Below are 15206 nucleotides of genomic sequence, written 5' to 3'. Positions count from 1 at the left end.
GCGCCGGTAAGCCGAAAATGGTCGCCCTCATCGCCGTGGCCCGCAAGCTCATCACCATCCTCAACGCCATGCTCAGGGATCGAAAACCATGGCAACCCGCTTGACAAAGAACACAGTCGCTGAGGTGCGAGTGGCGCGATGCGAGAGCATCGCGCAGCGAGCCTCGAAGGATGAGCGGCCCCGATAGAGCCGGGGCCGTCGCCCTTCGAGGGCCGCTGAAGGAGCGGCCACCTCAGGGTGACGGTGATGGAATTGGACGCGCGCTACCTCCACATCGTCAATGCGAGCAAAGCGAAGCAATCCAGACTGTCTCTGCGGAGGGATACTGGATTGCTTCGTCGCAAGAGCTCCTCGCAATGACGAGCGGGGAGAGTCCTACCCGAACCGGTGATTGTACCGGTCCACCGTCAGCGCACTCACGTCGATGTCCGGCTTCTTGCCCGACAGCATGTCGGCGAGCACGCGACCGGAGCCACAGGACATGGTCCAGCCGAGCGTGCCGTGGCCGGTGTTGAGGTGGAGATTGGCGTATTGCGTCGGGCCGATCACGGGCGGGCCGTCCGGCGTCATCGGACGCAGGCCGCTCCAGAACGTCGCCTTGGCGAGATCGCCGCCGCGCGGGAACAGGTCGGTCAAGGAATGATCGAGCGTGGCGCGGCGCGCATCGTAGAGCTTGTCCGAATAGCCGGAGATTTCGGCGGTGCCACCGACGCGGATGCGATTGCCGAGCCGCGTGATCGCGACCTTGTAGCTCTCGTCCATCACGGTCGATTCCGGCGCCCCTGCGGCCTCCTTGATCGGCACCGTGATCGAATAGCCCTTCACCGGATAGACCGGCAGCGAGATGCCGAGCGGCGCAACCAGCCGCGACGACCAGCTTCCGAGCGCGAGCACGTAGGCGTCTGCCTGCAACATGCCGGCACTGGTCACAACACCGCTGACGCGCGCGCCGTCGGTGACGATGCGGTCAATGCCGGTATTGAACATGAAGCGGACGCCAAGCGCCTCGGCGTGCTTGGCCAGCGCCTGCGTGAACATGTGGCAGTCGCCGGTCTCGTCCTGCGGCAAGCGAAGCCCGCCGACGAACTTCTCCTTCACGCCGGCGAGTGCCGGCTCGACCGCGATGCAGCCCTCTCGGCTCAGCACCTCGAAGGGCACGCCATATTGCTTGAGCACGGCGATGTCTTCGCCAGTGCCGTCGAGCTGGGCCTGGTAACGGAACAGCTGCAGCGTGCCTTGCGAGCGCTCGTCATACTGGATGCCGATGTCGCGGCGCAGATCGCGCAAGGAATCGCGGCTGTATTCCGCGATCGGGATCATCCGGCTCTTGTTGACCGCGTAACGCGCGCTGGTGCAGTTGCGCAGCATCTTGAGCAGCCAGACCCACATGACGGGATCGAGCTTCGGCCGGACGACAAGCGGGCCGTGCTTCATCAGAAGCCACTTCACCGCCTTCACCGGCACGCCGGGGCCGGCCCAGGGCGAGGAATAGCCGGGCGACACTTCGCCGGCATTGGCGAAAGAGGTCTCCAGCGCCGGCTCAGGCTGACGGTCGACGACCGTGACCTCGTGGCCGGCACGCGCAAGGTAGTAAGCAGAGGTGACACCGATGACACCGCTGCCGAGGATCAGAACTTTCACGCTTGGTCAAACTCCCGCGGCATCACGCTCGCCGCTGCAAGGAAACAACTCGCAACGGCGAGAGCAATTATCAGGCCACCCGCTTGATGGCATCACCCAGGATCGACACGATATCGTCGATGTGGCTCTTCTCGACGATGAGCGGGGGCGACAGCGCGAAGGAGTCGCCGCTCATGCGGAAGTACAGCCCGCGATTGAAGCAGTCGACCATGACGTCATAGCCACGCGCACCGACCGCACCGTCACGCGACGACAGCTCGACCGCGCCCATCAGCCCGCAATTGCGGATGTCGATGACGTTAGGCAGGCCTTTCAGCGAATGCAGCGCATCGCGCCAATATTCGGCAATCGAGGCACCGCGCGTGAGCAGGCCTTCGTCCTTGTAGATGTCGAGCGTCGCGATGCCCGCGGCGCAGGCGGTCGGATGTGCCGAATAGGTGTAGCCGTGGAACAGCTCCATGACGTTTTCCGGGCCGATCATCATGGCGTCGTGCACCTTGCGATGCGCGAACACCGCGCCGCAAGGAATGGTGCCGTTGGTGATGCCCTTGGCCGTGGTCATCATATCAGGCGTGACGCCGAAGAAGTTGGCGGCGAACGGCGTGCCGAGGCGACCGAAGCCGGTGATGACCTCGTCGAAGATCAGGAGGATGCCGTGCTTGTCGCAGATCTCGCGCAGGCGCTGGAGATAGCCCTTCGGCGGCGGCAGCACCGCGGTCGAACCGGGGACCGGCTCGACGATGACGGCAGCGATCGTCTCGGCACCGTGCAGGGCCACCAGACGCTCGAGATCGTCGGCGAGCTCGGCGCCATGCTCCGGCTGGTCCTTGGCGAAGGCGTTGCGGGTGAGATCATGGGTGTGGCGGATGTGGTCGACGCCCGGCAGCAGCGTCGCGAAGGCGCGGCGGTTGGCGACCATGCCGCCGACCGAGGTGCCGCCGAAGCCGACGCCGTGATAGCCGCGCTCACGGCCGATCAGGCGGGTGCGGCTCGCCTGGCCGTTGGCGCGGTGATAGGCGAGCGCGATCTTCAGCGCGGTGTCGACCGATTCGGAGCCGGAATTGGTGAAGAAGATCCGGTCGAGGCCCTTCGGCGCGATCTCGGCGAGGCGCTCGGCGAAGTCGAAGGCCAGCGGATGGCCCATCTGGAACGACGGCGCGAAGTCCAGCGTCATCAGCTGGCGCTCGACTGCGGCGGCGATCTGCTTGCGGCCGTGGCCGGCATTGACGCACCACAGGCCGGCGGAGCCATCGATCACCTTGCGGCCGTCGACGGTGGTGTAGTGCATGCCCTCGGCCGAGGAGAACAGGCGCGGCGCCTTCTTGAACTGCCGGTTGGCCGTGAACGGCATCCAGAACGAGTCGGTCTTGATAGTGTTCGGAATCTGATGAAGGGTCACGGCCGCGCTCCTTTGCTGACCCTGTAGCAGAGCCACGGCTTCGAAAGCGCAACAAGTCCTTTTCTGGTGACCTGCAAGCCATTGATTTAACTGGGGCTGCGGGTCCATATTTGCCCGATCCACAACACCTGCAACACAGGATCTGGGTTATGAGCGTCGACATCGGTGGACGGCTGCGATTCATCCGGGCGCGCCACAAGTTGTCGCAGCGCGAGCTGGCCAAGCGCGCCGGGGTCACCAATTCGACGATTTCGTTGATCGAATCCAACCAGATGAACCCCTCGGTCGGCGCCCTCAAGCGCATCCTCGACGGCATCCCGATGGGGCTCGCCGAGTTCTTCGCGCTGGAGCCGGAGTCACGACGCAAGATCTTCTACCGCGCCGAGGAGCTGACCGAAGTCGGCAAGAAGCCGATTTCGTATCGGCAGATCGGCGACAATCTGTTCGGCCGCAGCCTGCAGATCCTGAAGGAACGCTACGAGCCCGGCAGCGACACCGGGCGCGTCCACCTCGTCCATGACGGCGAGGAAGGCGGCATAGTGATCTCGGGCAAGCTCGAAGTCACTGTCGAGGACGAGCGCCGCATCCTCAATCCTGGCGATGCCTATTATTTCGAGAGCCGCCGCCCGCATCGCTTCCGCTGCGTCGGCGGCAAGCCGTGCGAGGTGATCTCGGCCTGCACGCCGCCGACGTTCTGAATCGCGAACAGTGCATCCGGAAGGTTACGGGCGGCCACCGGTATCTTACGGTGGTTGAGCCATCTCAATTTCTGTGCGCCGGACCGCTATATATTACGAACCGTAGCCGAGCAGCCTGGCTTAGAGGTGCTGAGGTTATGGCCCCGGACTCCAGGGTATTCCGGGGCCGCTTCGTAACATGGGCTTGCGCATGAAGATCACTCTTGCCAATGCGGAAGCCGCGCTCGACGAAGTCCTGCGCGACACCGACAAGCTCCGTTCGCGCGAGCTGCGCAAAGCCATCGCGAAATACATCGAAGTGCAGAAAGAGCAGATCAAGGCTCTCCGCAGGTTGATGAACTGATCGGCCGCCGCGGAGTGAAGAGGGCTCGCCCCGGCCGCCGCCTCAACGCTGCGTCAGCAACTCCTCAATCCGGATCGGGAATTTGCGGACGCGCACGCCGGTCGCATGCCAGACCGCGTTCGCGACCGCGCCGGCACTGCCGGTGATGCCGATCTCGCCGACGCCCTTGATGCCGAGCGCATTGACGTGCGGGTCGTGCTCCTCGACCGTGATCACGTCGAGCGGCGGCACGTCGGCATTCACGGGGACATGGTACTCACCGAGATTGGCGTTCATGATCCGACCGCTGCGCCGGTCGGTGACGGCCTCCTCGTGCAGTGCAAAGGAGAGGCCCCAGATCATGCCGCCGAACAGCTGGCTTTGCACCATGCGCGGGTTGACGATGCGCCCGGCCGCGAAGGCGCCGACCATGCGGGTGACGCGGACCTGACCGAGCTCGGGATCGACCTTCACCTCCGCGAATACCGCGCCATGGGCATGCATCGCATATTCCTCCATCGCCGCAGGGTTCGGCGCACCGGTGCCGCGCGCCTCGACCTCAGCGACGCCGGCGCGCGCGAGGATCTCGGCGTAGCTCTCGCCGCGGCTCTCGTCGTCGCGCCTGATCAACCTGCCGTCGCGCGCGATCACGCCGGCATTGCCGGCGCCGAACAGCGGCGAGCGCTCGTCATTGGTGGCGAGATCGGCGAGCTTTGCGATCACGGCCGCGCCGGCGCTGTGGATCGCAGCTCCCGCGGTCGCGGTGTGCGCGGAGCCGCCGGCGATGCCGGCATCGGGCAGGTCCGATGTCCCCGCCTTGAACGTGACGCGGTCGATATCAAGGCCGACGGCATCGGCGGCGATCTGCGCCAGCGCCGTCCAGGCACCCTGCCCCATGTCGTGCGCGCCGATCTCCATCACGCCCGAGCCGTCGCGGCGGATCGCCGCGCGCGCTTCCGCCTGGAACATCAGCGCCGGAAAGGTCGCGGTGCCCATGCCCCAGCCGACCAGCAGGCCGGCATCATCGCGCATCTGCCGCGGCTGCAGCGGACGCTTCGCCCAGCCGAAGCGCGCCGCGCCCTGGTCGTAACAGGCCCGCAGCGCCTTTGACGAGAACGGCTTGCCGGTGATCGGCTCGATCTCGGCATAGTTCTTCAGGCGGAAGGCCAGCGGATCGATGCCGCAGGTCCAGGCTATCTCGTCGATCGCGCTCTCCAGCGCAATCGAACCGGTCGCCTCGCCCGGCGCGCGCATGAACAGCGGCGTGCCGGTGTTGACGCGCACGGCGTCATGCGAGGTGCGGATGGCAGGTGCCGCATAGAGCGTGTGCGAGGCATCGGCCGCGGGCTCGTAGAAATCGTCGAAGGTGCTCGACACGGTCCTCGCATGGTGATCGAGCGCGGTCAGCCGTCCCTCGCCGTCGGCACCGATGCGCAGCCGCTGACGGGTCGGCGCGCGATGGCCGACCGGGCCATACATCTGCTCACGGCGCAGCACCAGCTTGACCGGCCTGCCGACCAGCTTCGCGGCCATGATGCCGAGGACCGGCGGACCGCCCATGAGCCCCTTCGATCCGAAGCCGCCACCGAGGAAGGGGCTGCGGATGTGGATCTTGTCGTGCGCGATGCCGAACAGCTCGGCGATGCGCGCGAGCGACAGCTTCAGGCCCTGGGTCGGCATGTCCACGGACAGCTTGTCGCCATCCCAGTGAGCCACAACGGCATGCGGCTCCATCGCGTTGTGATATTGCGGCGGCGTCTCATAGGTCGCGTCGATCTGCGTCTCGGCCGAGACAAGGCCCGCCTCGACATCGCCGCGGTGATTTTCGGTGGGGTTGCCGACGCCGACGACGGGCGGCACAAAACTCTCACCGGCATCGAGGCCGATGAGCGGAGGCTGCGCCTCGTAGCGTGGCGCCAGCAGCGCGGCACCTTCCGTCGCGGCTTCAAGCGTCTCGGCGATCACGACGGCGATCGGCTGATTGGCGTAGCGGACCTCGCTGCTCTGCAAAGCCTCCATCCGAAACACGAAGGGATTGGTCTTGATCTCGGGGTCGATGGCGAGCGGTGGCTTGTGGTCGGGTGTCATGACATCGACGACGCCGGGATGGCGTTTTGCGGCGGCGACATCGAGCGAGGTTACGCGGCCATGCGCGATGCTGGCCGCGGCGATCACCGCAAACAGCATGCCGGGCGGATGATTGTCGGCGGCATAGGTTGCCTGCCCCGTGACCTTGAGGACGCCGTCGCGGCGGGTCAGCGGCTGGCCGATGTTCGAGCCGTGCCTGAGATGGGCGGGCGCGCTGGTGAGGTTGAGCTCAGGCATGGATGGCTCCTGATGTCGAGGCAAAGGGAGAGGCCGGCAGTGCAGACAAGCGCGCGGGCGTACCGGCGGCGGCGAGGGTCAGCGCACGCACAACGATGCGGCGGGCGAGCTCGATCTTGAAGGCGTTGTCACCGGACGGCTTTGCGTCGGTGAGCGCACGCCAGGCGGCTTCCTGGAAGGCATCGGCCGTGGGCGCGACGCCCTTGAGAACGTCCTCCGCAGCGCGGGCGCGCCAAGGCTTTGCGGCGACACCGCCAAGTGCGAGCCGCGCTTCGGCGATCTTGCCGTTCTCGATCCGCAACGCAGCGGCGGCCGAGACCACCGCGAAGGCGTAGGAGGTGCGCTCGCGAACCTTGAGGTAGCGCGCATGCGGGGCAAATTCGCGCGCCGCCGGCGGCAGGCGCACTGCAACAATGAGGTCGCCGGGCTCGAGCACGGACTCGCGCTCGGGCGTATCGCCGGGCAGGCGATGCAGCTCGTCGAGCGCGATCTCGCGCCGGCCGCCCCTGCCCTCGATCTCCACGATAGCATCGAGCGCGACCAGCGGCACGCAGAAGTCGGAGGGATGCGTGGCGATGCAGCTGTCGCTCCAGCCGAGCACCGCGTGGGTGCGATTCTCGCCGCCGCGGGCGTCGCAGCCGCTGCCGGCCTCGCGCTTGTTGCAGCGGCTGGCAGTGTCGTAGAAATACGCGCAGCGCGTCCGTTGCAGGAGATTGCCGCCGACGGTCGCGGCATTGCGCAACTGCGCGGATGCACCGGAGAGAAGGGCTTCCGCGACAGCGGGATAGGACCTTGCGAAGTCCGCATCATGCGCGAGATCGGCGTTGCTGACGAGCGCACCGATGCGCAATGACCCGTCGGCGAGGCGCTCGATGCCATCGAGCCCGTCGAGATGCGTGACGTCGACCAGGCGATCCGGACGGCTGACGCCGCCCTTCATCAGATCGAGCAGATTGGTGCCGGCGGCGAGATAGACCGCGCCCGACTGGGCCGCGGCGGCAACCGCGTCACTAACTGTGGCGGGCCTGACATAATCGAACGGTTTCATGCGGAGCGCCTCTGATCGGATTCGTCCATGCGTCCTTGCGCATCGAGCACGGCATCGACGATGCCGGCATAGGCACCGCAGCGGCACAGATTGCCGCTCATGCATTCGCGGATGCGTTCGGGATCGTTGCCGGCCTGGCCTTCGCGCATCATGCCGATCGCGCTCATGACCTGACCGGGCGTGCAGAAGCCGCACTGAAATCCGTCATGGGCGATGAAGGCGGCCTGCACCGGGTGCAGCTGGTCACCGCGCGCAACGCCTTCGATGGTGAGGATGTCGGCGCCGTCATGACTGATCGCGAGCGCGAGGCAGGAGTTGATGCGCTTGCCGTCGACCAGAATGGTGCAGGCGCCGCACTGACCGCGGTCGCATCCCTTCTTGGTTCCGGTGAGATGGAGGCGCTCACGCAAGAGATCGAGCAGCGTGACGCGCGGATCGTCGAGGACGAAGTCGCGTCGCGCACCGTTCACGGTGAGGCTGATGGAGTGGTTCATACAAGGCTCCGATCAGATATGGACATGAGTGATCGCGCAGCGCGCCACCGCCGTGGCCGCCGTCGATCTACGTTGACGCGGGCAGAAGCCGGCCAACATCAAGGCGAAGATACGGAGGCTCCCTCCGCTTAACAAGGGCCGGCTGAAAAATATTGGAATTGGTCAAAAGCCCGTGCGCCACCAACGCGATGCAGCCCGGCAAGGGTTCAACGAGGGTTCAATCTAACCAATTCGTGATCTACATTGCCTGATATGGACGACCACAGCGACCAGACCCGAAAGCCCCGCGCCGATGCCGTGCGCAATCGCGAGCGCGTGCTCGAAGCAGCCAAGGCCGTGTTCAACGCGGGCGGTCCGGAGGCGAGCCTGGAGGCTGTGGCCAAGCGCGCCGGCGTCGGCATCGGCACGCTCTATCGGCATTTCCCCACGCGCGAAGATCTGTTCGAGGCGGTGTACCGGCGCGAGGTCGAGCAGCTCAGCGAACTCGCCGAGCACCTGCGAAGTGCCAAGGATCCGGTCGAGGCGCTGCGGCGCTGGCTGCAGTCCGCCGTCGAATTCGTTGCCACCAAGAAAGGCATGTTGGCCGCGCTGGCGCTGGCGTATCAGAGCTCGTCGGAACTTGCCGTTTTCTCCATGGACCGGCTGACCAAGGCGATCGGCTCGCTGCTCGAGCGCGCGGTCGCAGCCGGCCAGATGCGCGCCGATATCAGCCCGGAGGACCTGCTGCGGGCGTTTTTCGGGATGTGCTACATGCACGATCAGAGGGGATGGCAATCCTCGGTGCTGCGCCTGCTCGACGTGTTCGTCGACGGATTGCGGGTACAATCCGCTGCCAAGACCAAGGCGCGCGCGGCCAAGCCAGCGAAGCCGGCGGTGAAACGGAAGCGATAGCGCGCCCGTATTTCCCTGAGGTCATGCTAGAATCAGCATTGCCGGGATTTCAACGCGGAGCCTTGTCATGCGCATTGCCGCCTTGCTCGTCGCTATCAGTATTGCCTTCAACCCCATCTCAGCACGCGCCGACGATGTCGCGACGGCGCAGGGCGTCATCCGCGCCCAGGAGCAGGCCTTCGTCCGCGACGATGCAAGCGCCGCCTATTCCCATGCCGCACCGGCGATCAAGGAAATCTTCCCCGCGCCCGACATCTTCATGTCCATGGTGCAGAACGGTTACGCGCCGGTCTACCGGCACAAGAGTTTCGAGTTCGGAGAAAGCAAGATCGAGGGCGGTTGGATTGCGCAGCGCGTTCACATCATCGACGCCAATGGCGAAGCCTGGGAAGCGCTCTACACGCTCGAGCAGCAGGCGGACGGCAGCTACAAGATCACCGGCTGCTCGCTGCTGAAGGCGGGACAGGCGGTTTAGGTTGCGAAGCCCGGTCCGGTCTTGACCGACTTCATCCGCGAGCGGATCAACAGCGTCAGGACGATGCCGATATTGAGCGCGTTCCACGCCACGCCGTTCGCGAATGCCGCGGCGTAGGAACCGGTCGCATCGAAGATGATGCCCGACACCCAGCCGCCGAAGGACATGCCGAACACCGAGGCGAAAATTACGATGCCGACGCGCGTTGCGGCTTCGCTCGCCGGCATCGCCTCGCGCACGATGATCGCGTAGCTCGGCACGATGCCGCCCTGGAACAGGCCAAACATCGCGGAGATGAGATAGAGCGAGGCGAGACTGTCGAAGAACAGATAGAACACCAGCGCAAAGCCCTGCGCCAGCGATCCCACCAGCAGTGTGCGGATGCCGCCGATCTTGTCGGCGAGGAAGCCCGAGCCGATCCGGCTGACGATGCCGCAGGCCATCATCAGCGACAGCATCTCCGCGCCGCGCGCCACGCCGTAGCCGAGATCGCCGCAATAGGCGACGATATGCACTTGCGGCATCGCCATCGCGACGCAGCAGGAGATGCTGGCGATCGAAAGCAGCACCGTCAGCGTGTTGGTCGACAGCTTGAGATCGACGCGCGGCGGCGGCGCATTGGCGTGGTCCTGGACCTTGTCGTCGCCCATCTGCGCACGCAGCACCAGCACCAGGATCGTCATCAGGCTGACGCAGACGAGCCCGATGCCGATATGAGTGTAGCGCCAGCCGATGGTCTGCATGCCCCAGTTCACAATCGGGGGCCACATCGTTCCCGCGAAATAATTGCCGCTCGCGACGATGGTCACGGCGAGGCCGCGATAGCGCTCGAACCAGTGCGAGGCCTCCGCCATCAGCGGCGCGAAAGTCGCCGAGGTGCCGAGACCGATCAGGAAATAGGCCGCTACGAACTGCCAGAGCTGGGTCGACAGCCCCGCGAGCACATTGGCAACGCCGAGGAAGGCGATGCTGATCGCCATTGCCGGCACGATGCCGAATCGGTCGGTGATCTTGCCGGCGATCACGCCGCCGAGCCCGAAGCCGAACATCATGAGGGTGAAGGCCAGCGACACCGCGCCGCGGGTGGCGGAGAATTCGGCCTGCACCGCGGGAAGCATCACCACGATCGCCCACATGCCGACGCCGCCGATCGAGCCGATCACCAGCGCAAGGACAAGCCGTATCCAGGCCTGACGGGAATCAGGGCTGAATGTTCCAGGCGTTTGTCCGGAGTGATTTGGCGCGTGCACGGGGCGGAACATGGCCCGCGGATCGTCACAGGGTCAAGCATCGTGGCGCGATATTGGGCATGCGCGGTGCACTGCGGTAAGAAGCAGCTTGGCGAACGCGCGATTTGCCATTAGTTTGCAATTCGCGTGAGCAAATCGCCGCGCGAAAAGCATGTCGGCGGAATGTTGCTGCGATTGACACGATCGATGCGGATCAAGGTGGGGCGCTTCATTGCCCTCGCCTATCTGTTCTGCGTGCTCGCGCCGGCGGCAGGCCTCGCCTGGGGCAGCGGCCCGGCGCCGTGTCTCGATGAGACACTGCTGGCCGATCTCGTGCCGGTGCATCACCAGATGCCGGGCGATCACATGCACGACGGCACCTCGCACGATCACGCGGGGGCACACGCGCATCACCAGACGGCCGCGCAGGACGCGCCCGCTTCTTCGCATCATCATGGCGGCAAGGGCACGGCCGGACCGTGCTGCGCGATGATGTGCATCAGCGCGCTGCCGGCCGATCTGCCGAGCTTCGCCAAGCCGGTTCAGCCCGTCTCCGCCTGTGCGCCCGAGATCGTGGCCAGCCTGCACAGCGCGGCGCCGCCCCTGCACTACCGTCCTCCCATCGCCTGATCTGACACGACGATTTCGGGCCGAGCGCGAGTCTGCGCGCGCGAACCTGTGGTCTCCAGATCAGGAATGAATCATGCTTACGCCTTCCCGGGCGAAGTTCGCCGCCGCATCCGCGGTGCGTGGACGACACTTTCGATTCTATTGGCCGCTGCTGGCCGTGATTGCGCTGGCGCTGTCCGGCTGCATGCCGGCAACGACGCAAGTCGCCGGCGCCGATCCCGCTGATCCCTCGGCGAAGGTCGCGCCTGTCGGCTATCGGTCGACCATTGCGCCCTACACCAGCCTGCGGCCTGCAGCGCCGGCGCCATGGCGCGACCGCAACGACGCCGTCGCGCCGCGGCCGAAGCAAGACCGGTAGGAGCGCGCCATGACACATCAATTCGCGCGAAGCCTGCTCGTTCTCGCCGCGCTCGGCCTTGGCGCACCCGGACTTGCCGGCTGCGCCGGGTTCTCGCCCGACAGCGGCATGACTGATGTCTCGGAGCTGACGAGCCAGACCATCAACAAGGATGTCGCCTTCGTTCGCACGCCCGAGGCAGCGGGCGCGGTTGACGCGCGCGTTCGCCAGTTATTATCGCGGGCGCTGAGCGTGGAGGCCGCCGTTCAGATCGCACTGCTCAATAACAAGGGATTGCAAGCCGCCTATAACGAGCTGGCGCTGGCCGAGACCGATCTGGTCGAGCAGAGCCTGCCGCCCAATCCCGTGTTCTCGGTCTCGCGGATCTCAGGCAACGGCGCCAGCGAGATCGAGCGTCAGGTGGTCGGCGACATCCTTGCGCTCGCCACCCTGCCGTTTCGCTCCGACATTGCCCGCGACCGGTTCCGCCAGGCGCAGTTGCGCGCGGCGCTGGCGACGCTGCGGCTCGCCGCCGACGTCCGCGGCACCTACGTGCGCGCTGTCGCCGGCAACGAGATGGTGGCGCTGTTGACGGATGCGAAGGCAACGGCGGAATCGACCGCACAGCTTGCGGTCAAGCTCGGCCAGACCGGCTCGCTCAACAAGCTCGACCAGGCCCGCGAGCAGGTGTTTTACGCCGAGACCACCGCCGACCTTGCCTCCGCGCGCCAGGCTGCGACGAGTGCGCGCGAAAGGCTCGCGCGGCTGATGGGATTGTGGGACGGCGGCCTCGACTTCCGTTTGCCCAATCAATTGCCGCCGCTGCCGCGCCGGCCGCAGGCACTGCCCTCGATCGAGGCCGATGCGGTGGCCCATCGCATCGATCTGCAGATCGCCCGGCTGGAGCTGACGGCGCTGGCGAAGTCGCTGAACCTCACCGAGGCGACGCGCTTCGTGACGCTGCTCGATCTCGCCGGCATCTCCCGCCGCACCCGGGATCCCGAAGGCGCGCCGTTCCGCGAACGCGGCTTCGACGTCCAGTTCCAGATCCCGATCTTCGACGGCGGCGAGGTGCGGATGCGACAGGCGGCAGAGATCTACAATCTCGCCTTCAACCGCCTGACCGAGCGCGCTGTGAACGTTCGCTCGGAGGCGCGCGATGCGTATCGTGTCTATCGCTCCAGCTACGACATCGCCAGCCACTACCAGCGCGAGATCGTCCCCTTGCGCAAGATCATCACTGAGGAGATGCAGCTCCGCTTTTCCAGCATGCAGGTCGATATCTTTGCGCTGCTCACCGAAGCACGACAGCGTCTGGCTTCGCTACGCGGCGCGATCGATGCCCGGCAACGATTCTTCCTCGCCCAGTCCGACCTGCAGACCGCCGTCAATGGCGGCGGCGCGCCTGCTGCGGGCGGCGACACTTCAACCACCATCGCCGCGGCAGCCCCTGCCGACGGCGGCCACTGAGATGGAGGCCGGCATGTTTTCCCGCAGAGGATTTTTGGGCACCGCCGCGCTCGTCGGCGCATCCGCGGTCCAAGGCCGCGTGCAGGCGGCATCTATCCCGGAAGCTGCGCACATGGACAAGGTGGTGATGCAGCCGCCGCTGCATCCGATCAGTGGCCCGGACTATCGCCCCGTCGTCACGCTGAACGGCTGGTCGCTGCCGTTCCGCATGAACGGCGACTGGAAGGAATTCCATCTCGTCGCCGAGCCCGTAGTGCGCGAATTCGCCGAGGGCATGAAGGTGAATCTGTGGGGCTATAACGGCCAGTCGCCGGGCCCGACGATCGAGGCGGTCGAGGGCGACAAGGTCCGCATCTTCGTCACCAACAGACTACCCGAATACACCACCGTGCACTGGCACGGCATGATCATTCCCAGCGGCATGGACGGTGTCGGCGGGCTGACCCAGCCGCACATCCAGCCGGGAAAGACCTTCGTCTACGAGTTCGAGATGAGGAAGAGCGGGACCTTCATGTACCACCCGCATTCCGACGAGATGGTGCAGATGGCGATGGGCATGATGGGCATGGTCGTCGTGCATCCGCGCGATCCGGACTTCCGACCCGTCGACCGTGACTTCGTCTTCGTGATGAGCACCTATCGCGTCGATCCCGGCACCTATCTGCCGCTGGTCAACGAGATGACCGACTTCAACATGTGGACCTGGAACGCGCGGGTGTTTCCCGGCATCGATCCGCTGCCGGTGCGGCTCGGCGACAAGGTGCGCGTACGCATCGGCAATCTCAGCATGACCAACCATCCGATCCATCTGCATGGCCACAGCTTTGCCGTGACCTGCACCGATGGCGGCTGGATTCAGGAGAGCGCGCAATATCCGGAGACGACGACCGACGTGCCGGTTGGCGCCGTTCGCGTGTTCGACGTGCTCGCCGACAATCCCGGCGACTGGGCGTTCCATTGCCACAAGTCGCATCACACCATGAATGCGATGGGACACGATGTGCGCAACCTGATCGGCGTGTCGCGCAAGGACCTAGCCAAGGCCGTCGGCAAGCTCGCGCCCGACAGCATGGCGATGGGCTCGACCGGCATGGCGATGGGCAACATGGAGATGCCCGCGCCCGACAACACGCTGCCGATGATGACCGGTACCGGCCAGTTCGGCCCGATCGAGATGGGCGGCATGTTCACGGTGATGAAGATCCGCGAGGACCTCGCGCGCGACGATTATCGCGATCCGGGCCCGTACAAGTTTCCGCAAGGCACCGTCGCCTACGAGGTCGAGGCACCCGATGCGGCACCAGTGCGGCAACCGGGCAAGCCGACGCACAAGATGAAGATGTGAGCGTTTCGATGAACCACCAACTGGAGATGACGATGAAGACGATCAAACTCGGCCTCGCGCTGGCGGCGCTGTCGCTCGCGCCGACGTTTGCGCACGACAAGCACGGGCACGCGACCTTTTCGGCCGGCGAGCCCGGCGATCCCAACAAGCCCGCGCGCACCATCGAGATCCTGCTGAACGAGATGGACTACGCACCTGCCAAAATCGAGGTCAAGCGCGGCGAACAGGTCCGCTTCGTGCTGCGTAATGTCGGCAAGGAGGACCACGAATTCCTGCTCGCCACCACCAAGGAGAATCTCGCGCATGCCGTGGAGATGAAGAAGCATCCGCACATGGAGCACGACGATCCCAACGGTGTCAGGCTCGCACCGAACAAGACGGCCGAGATCCTCTGGAAGTTCAGCAAGGCCGGCACGTTCGAATTTTCGTGCCTCATTCCCGACCATCGCGACTACGGCATGGTCGGCCACGTCACCGTGAAGTAGCGATAAGGAGACTCCCATGAACCGCATCATTCGTATCACTGCTGCGCTGGCGCTGACTGTCGGCCTTACCACTGCCGCCCTCGCGGCGGGGACCGCCGCGATCAGCGGTGAGGTCAAGAAAATCGACGAGGGCGCCGGCAAGATCACGCTCAAGCACGGGCCGGCCAAGAGCCTCGGCATGGAGGACCCCATGACCATGGTCTACCGCGTCAAGGACCCCGCCTTGCTCAAGCAGGTGAAGGTCGGCGACAAGGTCACCTTCGAGGCCGAGGAGGCGGCCTCGGGGTATACGGTGACCAAGATCGACAAGGCGAGGTAGCGCCCCGTCAACCGTCATTCCGGGGCGCGCCGCTTGGCGCGAACCCGGAATCTCGAGGTTCCGGGTTCGGCTCTGCGAGCCGCCCCGGAACGACGGCG

16 protein-coding genes and 1 pseudogene are annotated in these 15206 nt (G+C 65.6%); 11 read left to right on the top strand and 6 right to left on the bottom strand.

Translation table 11 applies throughout. From position 1 onward, the window contains the following. A pseudogene (locus tag CV770_RS38020) lies at positions 1-104 on the top strand (IS110 family transposase); the annotation flags it as partial. Between the two features lie 271 nt (positions 105-375). Here the strand turns inward: CV770_RS38020 and CV770_RS38015 are convergent. Next, positions 376-1641, bottom strand: a complete 1266-nt coding sequence (locus tag CV770_RS38015; protein WP_091956322.1) for a D-amino acid dehydrogenase — start codon at positions 1639-1641, stop codon at positions 376-378. A 70-nt stretch (positions 1642-1711) separates the two neighbouring features. Further along, entirely contained in the window at positions 1712-3040 is a 1329-nt protein-coding gene (gene aptA / locus CV770_RS38010) for an omega-aminotransferase AptA (protein ID WP_201760211.1), read from the bottom strand. A 149-nt stretch (positions 3041-3189) separates the two neighbouring features. Here aptA and CV770_RS38005 point away from each other — a divergent pair, with 149 nt between their 5' ends. Both CV770_RS38005 and CV770_RS42950 read left to right on the top strand, forming a co-directional pair. Continuing rightward, positions 3190-3738 carry a cupin domain-containing protein gene (locus CV770_RS38005; protein ID WP_008561958.1) on the top strand — a complete coding sequence of 183 codons (549 nt, stop codon included), beginning with the start codon at positions 3190-3192 and terminating at the stop codon, positions 3736-3738. A gap of 190 nt (positions 3739-3928) precedes the next feature. Continuing rightward, complete coding sequence (locus CV770_RS42950) at positions 3929-4081, top strand: hypothetical protein (protein ID WP_165637285.1); 153 nt, start codon at positions 3929-3931, stop codon at positions 4079-4081. Between the two features lie 42 nt (positions 4082-4123). On the opposite strand, the gene CV770_RS38000 is transcribed toward CV770_RS42950, so the two are convergent. Genes CV770_RS38000 through CV770_RS37990 form a run of 3 tightly spaced genes read right to left on the bottom strand, consistent with a single transcriptional unit; the run spans position 4124 to position 7927 of the window. Further along, positions 4124-6385, bottom strand: a complete 2262-nt coding sequence (locus CV770_RS38000; protein ID WP_104465971.1) for a xanthine dehydrogenase family protein molybdopterin-binding subunit — start codon at positions 6383-6385, stop codon at positions 4124-4126. Next, entirely contained in the window at positions 6378-7433 is a 1056-nt protein-coding gene (locus CV770_RS37995; protein WP_091956324.1) for an FAD binding domain-containing protein, read from the bottom strand. Before CV770_RS37995 ends, CV770_RS38000 begins: the two co-directional genes overlap by 8 nt. Then, the gene (locus CV770_RS37990) at positions 7430-7927 is read right to left on the bottom strand and encodes a (2Fe-2S)-binding protein (protein ID WP_091956325.1); all 498 of its coding nucleotides are present in this window, start codon (positions 7925-7927) and stop codon (positions 7430-7432) included. The genes CV770_RS37995 and CV770_RS37990 overlap by 4 nt, the downstream gene beginning before the upstream one ends. Positions 7928-8179: 252 nt before the next feature. Here CV770_RS37990 and CV770_RS37985 point away from each other — a divergent pair, with 252 nt between their 5' ends. Continuing rightward, the gene (locus tag CV770_RS37985; RefSeq protein ID WP_091956326.1) at positions 8180-8818 is read left to right on the top strand and encodes a TetR/AcrR family transcriptional regulator; all 639 of its coding nucleotides are present in this window, start codon (positions 8180-8182) and stop codon (positions 8816-8818) included. 67 nt (positions 8819-8885) lie between these two features. Then, a complete protein-coding gene (locus tag CV770_RS37980) occupies positions 8886-9293 on the top strand; it encodes a DUF4864 domain-containing protein (RefSeq protein ID WP_091956327.1) in 408 nt (135 codons plus the stop codon). Here CV770_RS37980 and CV770_RS37975 read toward each other — a convergent pair. Then, a complete protein-coding gene (locus tag CV770_RS37975; RefSeq protein WP_104465970.1) occupies positions 9290-10555 on the bottom strand; it encodes an MFS transporter in 1266 nt (421 codons plus the stop codon). The genes CV770_RS37980 and CV770_RS37975 overlap by 4 nt on opposite strands. 174 nt (positions 10556-10729) lie before the next feature. Between CV770_RS37975 and CV770_RS37970 the strand changes: the two genes are divergently transcribed. The 6 genes from CV770_RS37970 to CV770_RS37945 all read left to right on the top strand — a co-directional run bounded on the left by CV770_RS37970 (position 10730) and on the right by CV770_RS37945 (position 15108). Next, complete coding sequence (locus CV770_RS37970) at positions 10730-11152, top strand: hypothetical protein (protein WP_245453981.1); 423 nt, start codon at positions 10730-10732, stop codon at positions 11150-11152. 73 nt (positions 11153-11225) lie between these two features. Further along, positions 11226-11510: a hypothetical protein gene (locus CV770_RS37965; RefSeq protein ID WP_104465969.1), complete on the top strand. Its 285-nt coding sequence runs from the start codon at positions 11226-11228 to the stop codon at positions 11508-11510. A 9-nt stretch (positions 11511-11519) separates the two neighbouring features. After that, entirely contained in the window at positions 11520-12959 is a 1440-nt protein-coding gene (locus CV770_RS37960; RefSeq protein ID WP_104465968.1) for a TolC family protein, read from the top strand. Positions 12960-12972: 13 nt separating this feature from the next. Next, entirely contained in the window at positions 12973-14304 is a 1332-nt protein-coding gene (locus CV770_RS37955; RefSeq protein ID WP_104465973.1) for a copper oxidase, read from the top strand. Between the two features lie 32 nt (positions 14305-14336). Further along, the gene (locus tag CV770_RS37950) at positions 14337-14789 is read left to right on the top strand and encodes a cupredoxin domain-containing protein (protein WP_201760210.1); all 453 of its coding nucleotides are present in this window, start codon (positions 14337-14339) and stop codon (positions 14787-14789) included. A gap of 16 nt (positions 14790-14805) precedes the next feature. After that, positions 14806-15108 (top strand): copper-binding protein, encoded by a 303-nt coding sequence (locus CV770_RS37945; protein WP_104465966.1) that lies wholly within the window; start codon positions 14806-14808, stop codon positions 15106-15108. The last annotated feature ends 98 nt before the right edge of the window (positions 15109-15206 follow it).

The organism is Bradyrhizobium sp. AC87j1 (genome assembly GCF_002936975.1).
GTDB classification, from domain to species: domain Bacteria; phylum Pseudomonadota; class Alphaproteobacteria; order Rhizobiales; family Xanthobacteraceae; genus Bradyrhizobium; species Bradyrhizobium shewense.
This window is presented reverse-complemented; position numbering and strand designations above follow the sequence as displayed.

What these genes read in the sequence shown, in the direction of transcription:
- CV770_RS38005 (WP_008561958.1), top strand. Translation starts at nt 3,190, where the DNA reads ATGAGCGTCGACATCGGTGGACGGCTGCGATTCATCCGGGCGCGCCAC.
- CV770_RS42950 (WP_165637285.1), top strand. Translation starts at nt 3,929, where the DNA reads ATGAAGATCACTCTTGCCAATGCGGAAGCCGCGCTCGACGAAGTCCTG.
- CV770_RS38000 (WP_104465971.1), bottom strand. Translation starts at nt 6,385, where the DNA reads ATGCCTGAGCTCAACCTCACCAGCGCGCCCGCCCATCTCAGGCACGGC.
- CV770_RS37995 (WP_091956324.1), bottom strand. Translation starts at nt 7,433, where the DNA reads ATGAAACCGTTCGATTATGTCAGGCCCGCCACAGTTAGTGACGCGGTT.
- CV770_RS37990 (WP_091956325.1), bottom strand. Translation starts at nt 7,927, where the DNA reads ATGAACCACTCCATCAGCCTCACCGTGAACGGTGCGCGACGCGACTTC.
- CV770_RS37985 (WP_091956326.1), top strand. Translation starts at nt 8,180, where the DNA reads ATGGACGACCACAGCGACCAGACCCGAAAGCCCCGCGCCGATGCCGTG.
- CV770_RS37980 (WP_091956327.1), top strand. Translation starts at nt 8,886, where the DNA reads ATGCGCATTGCCGCCTTGCTCGTCGCTATCAGTATTGCCTTCAACCCC.
- CV770_RS37975 (WP_104465970.1), bottom strand. Translation starts at nt 10,555, where the DNA reads ATGTTCCGCCCCGTGCACGCGCCAAATCACTCCGGACAAACGCCTGGA.
- CV770_RS37970 (WP_245453981.1), top strand. Translation starts at nt 10,730, where the DNA reads ATGCGGATCAAGGTGGGGCGCTTCATTGCCCTCGCCTATCTGTTCTGC.
- CV770_RS37965 (WP_104465969.1), top strand. Translation starts at nt 11,226, where the DNA reads ATGCTTACGCCTTCCCGGGCGAAGTTCGCCGCCGCATCCGCGGTGCGT.
- CV770_RS37960 (WP_104465968.1), top strand. Translation starts at nt 11,520, where the DNA reads ATGACACATCAATTCGCGCGAAGCCTGCTCGTTCTCGCCGCGCTCGGC.
- CV770_RS37955 (WP_104465973.1), top strand. Translation starts at nt 12,973, where the DNA reads ATGTTTTCCCGCAGAGGATTTTTGGGCACCGCCGCGCTCGTCGGCGCA.
- CV770_RS37950 (WP_201760210.1), top strand. Translation starts at nt 14,337, where the DNA reads ATGAAGACGATCAAACTCGGCCTCGCGCTGGCGGCGCTGTCGCTCGCG.
- CV770_RS37945 (WP_104465966.1), top strand. Translation starts at nt 14,806, where the DNA reads ATGAACCGCATCATTCGTATCACTGCTGCGCTGGCGCTGACTGTCGGC.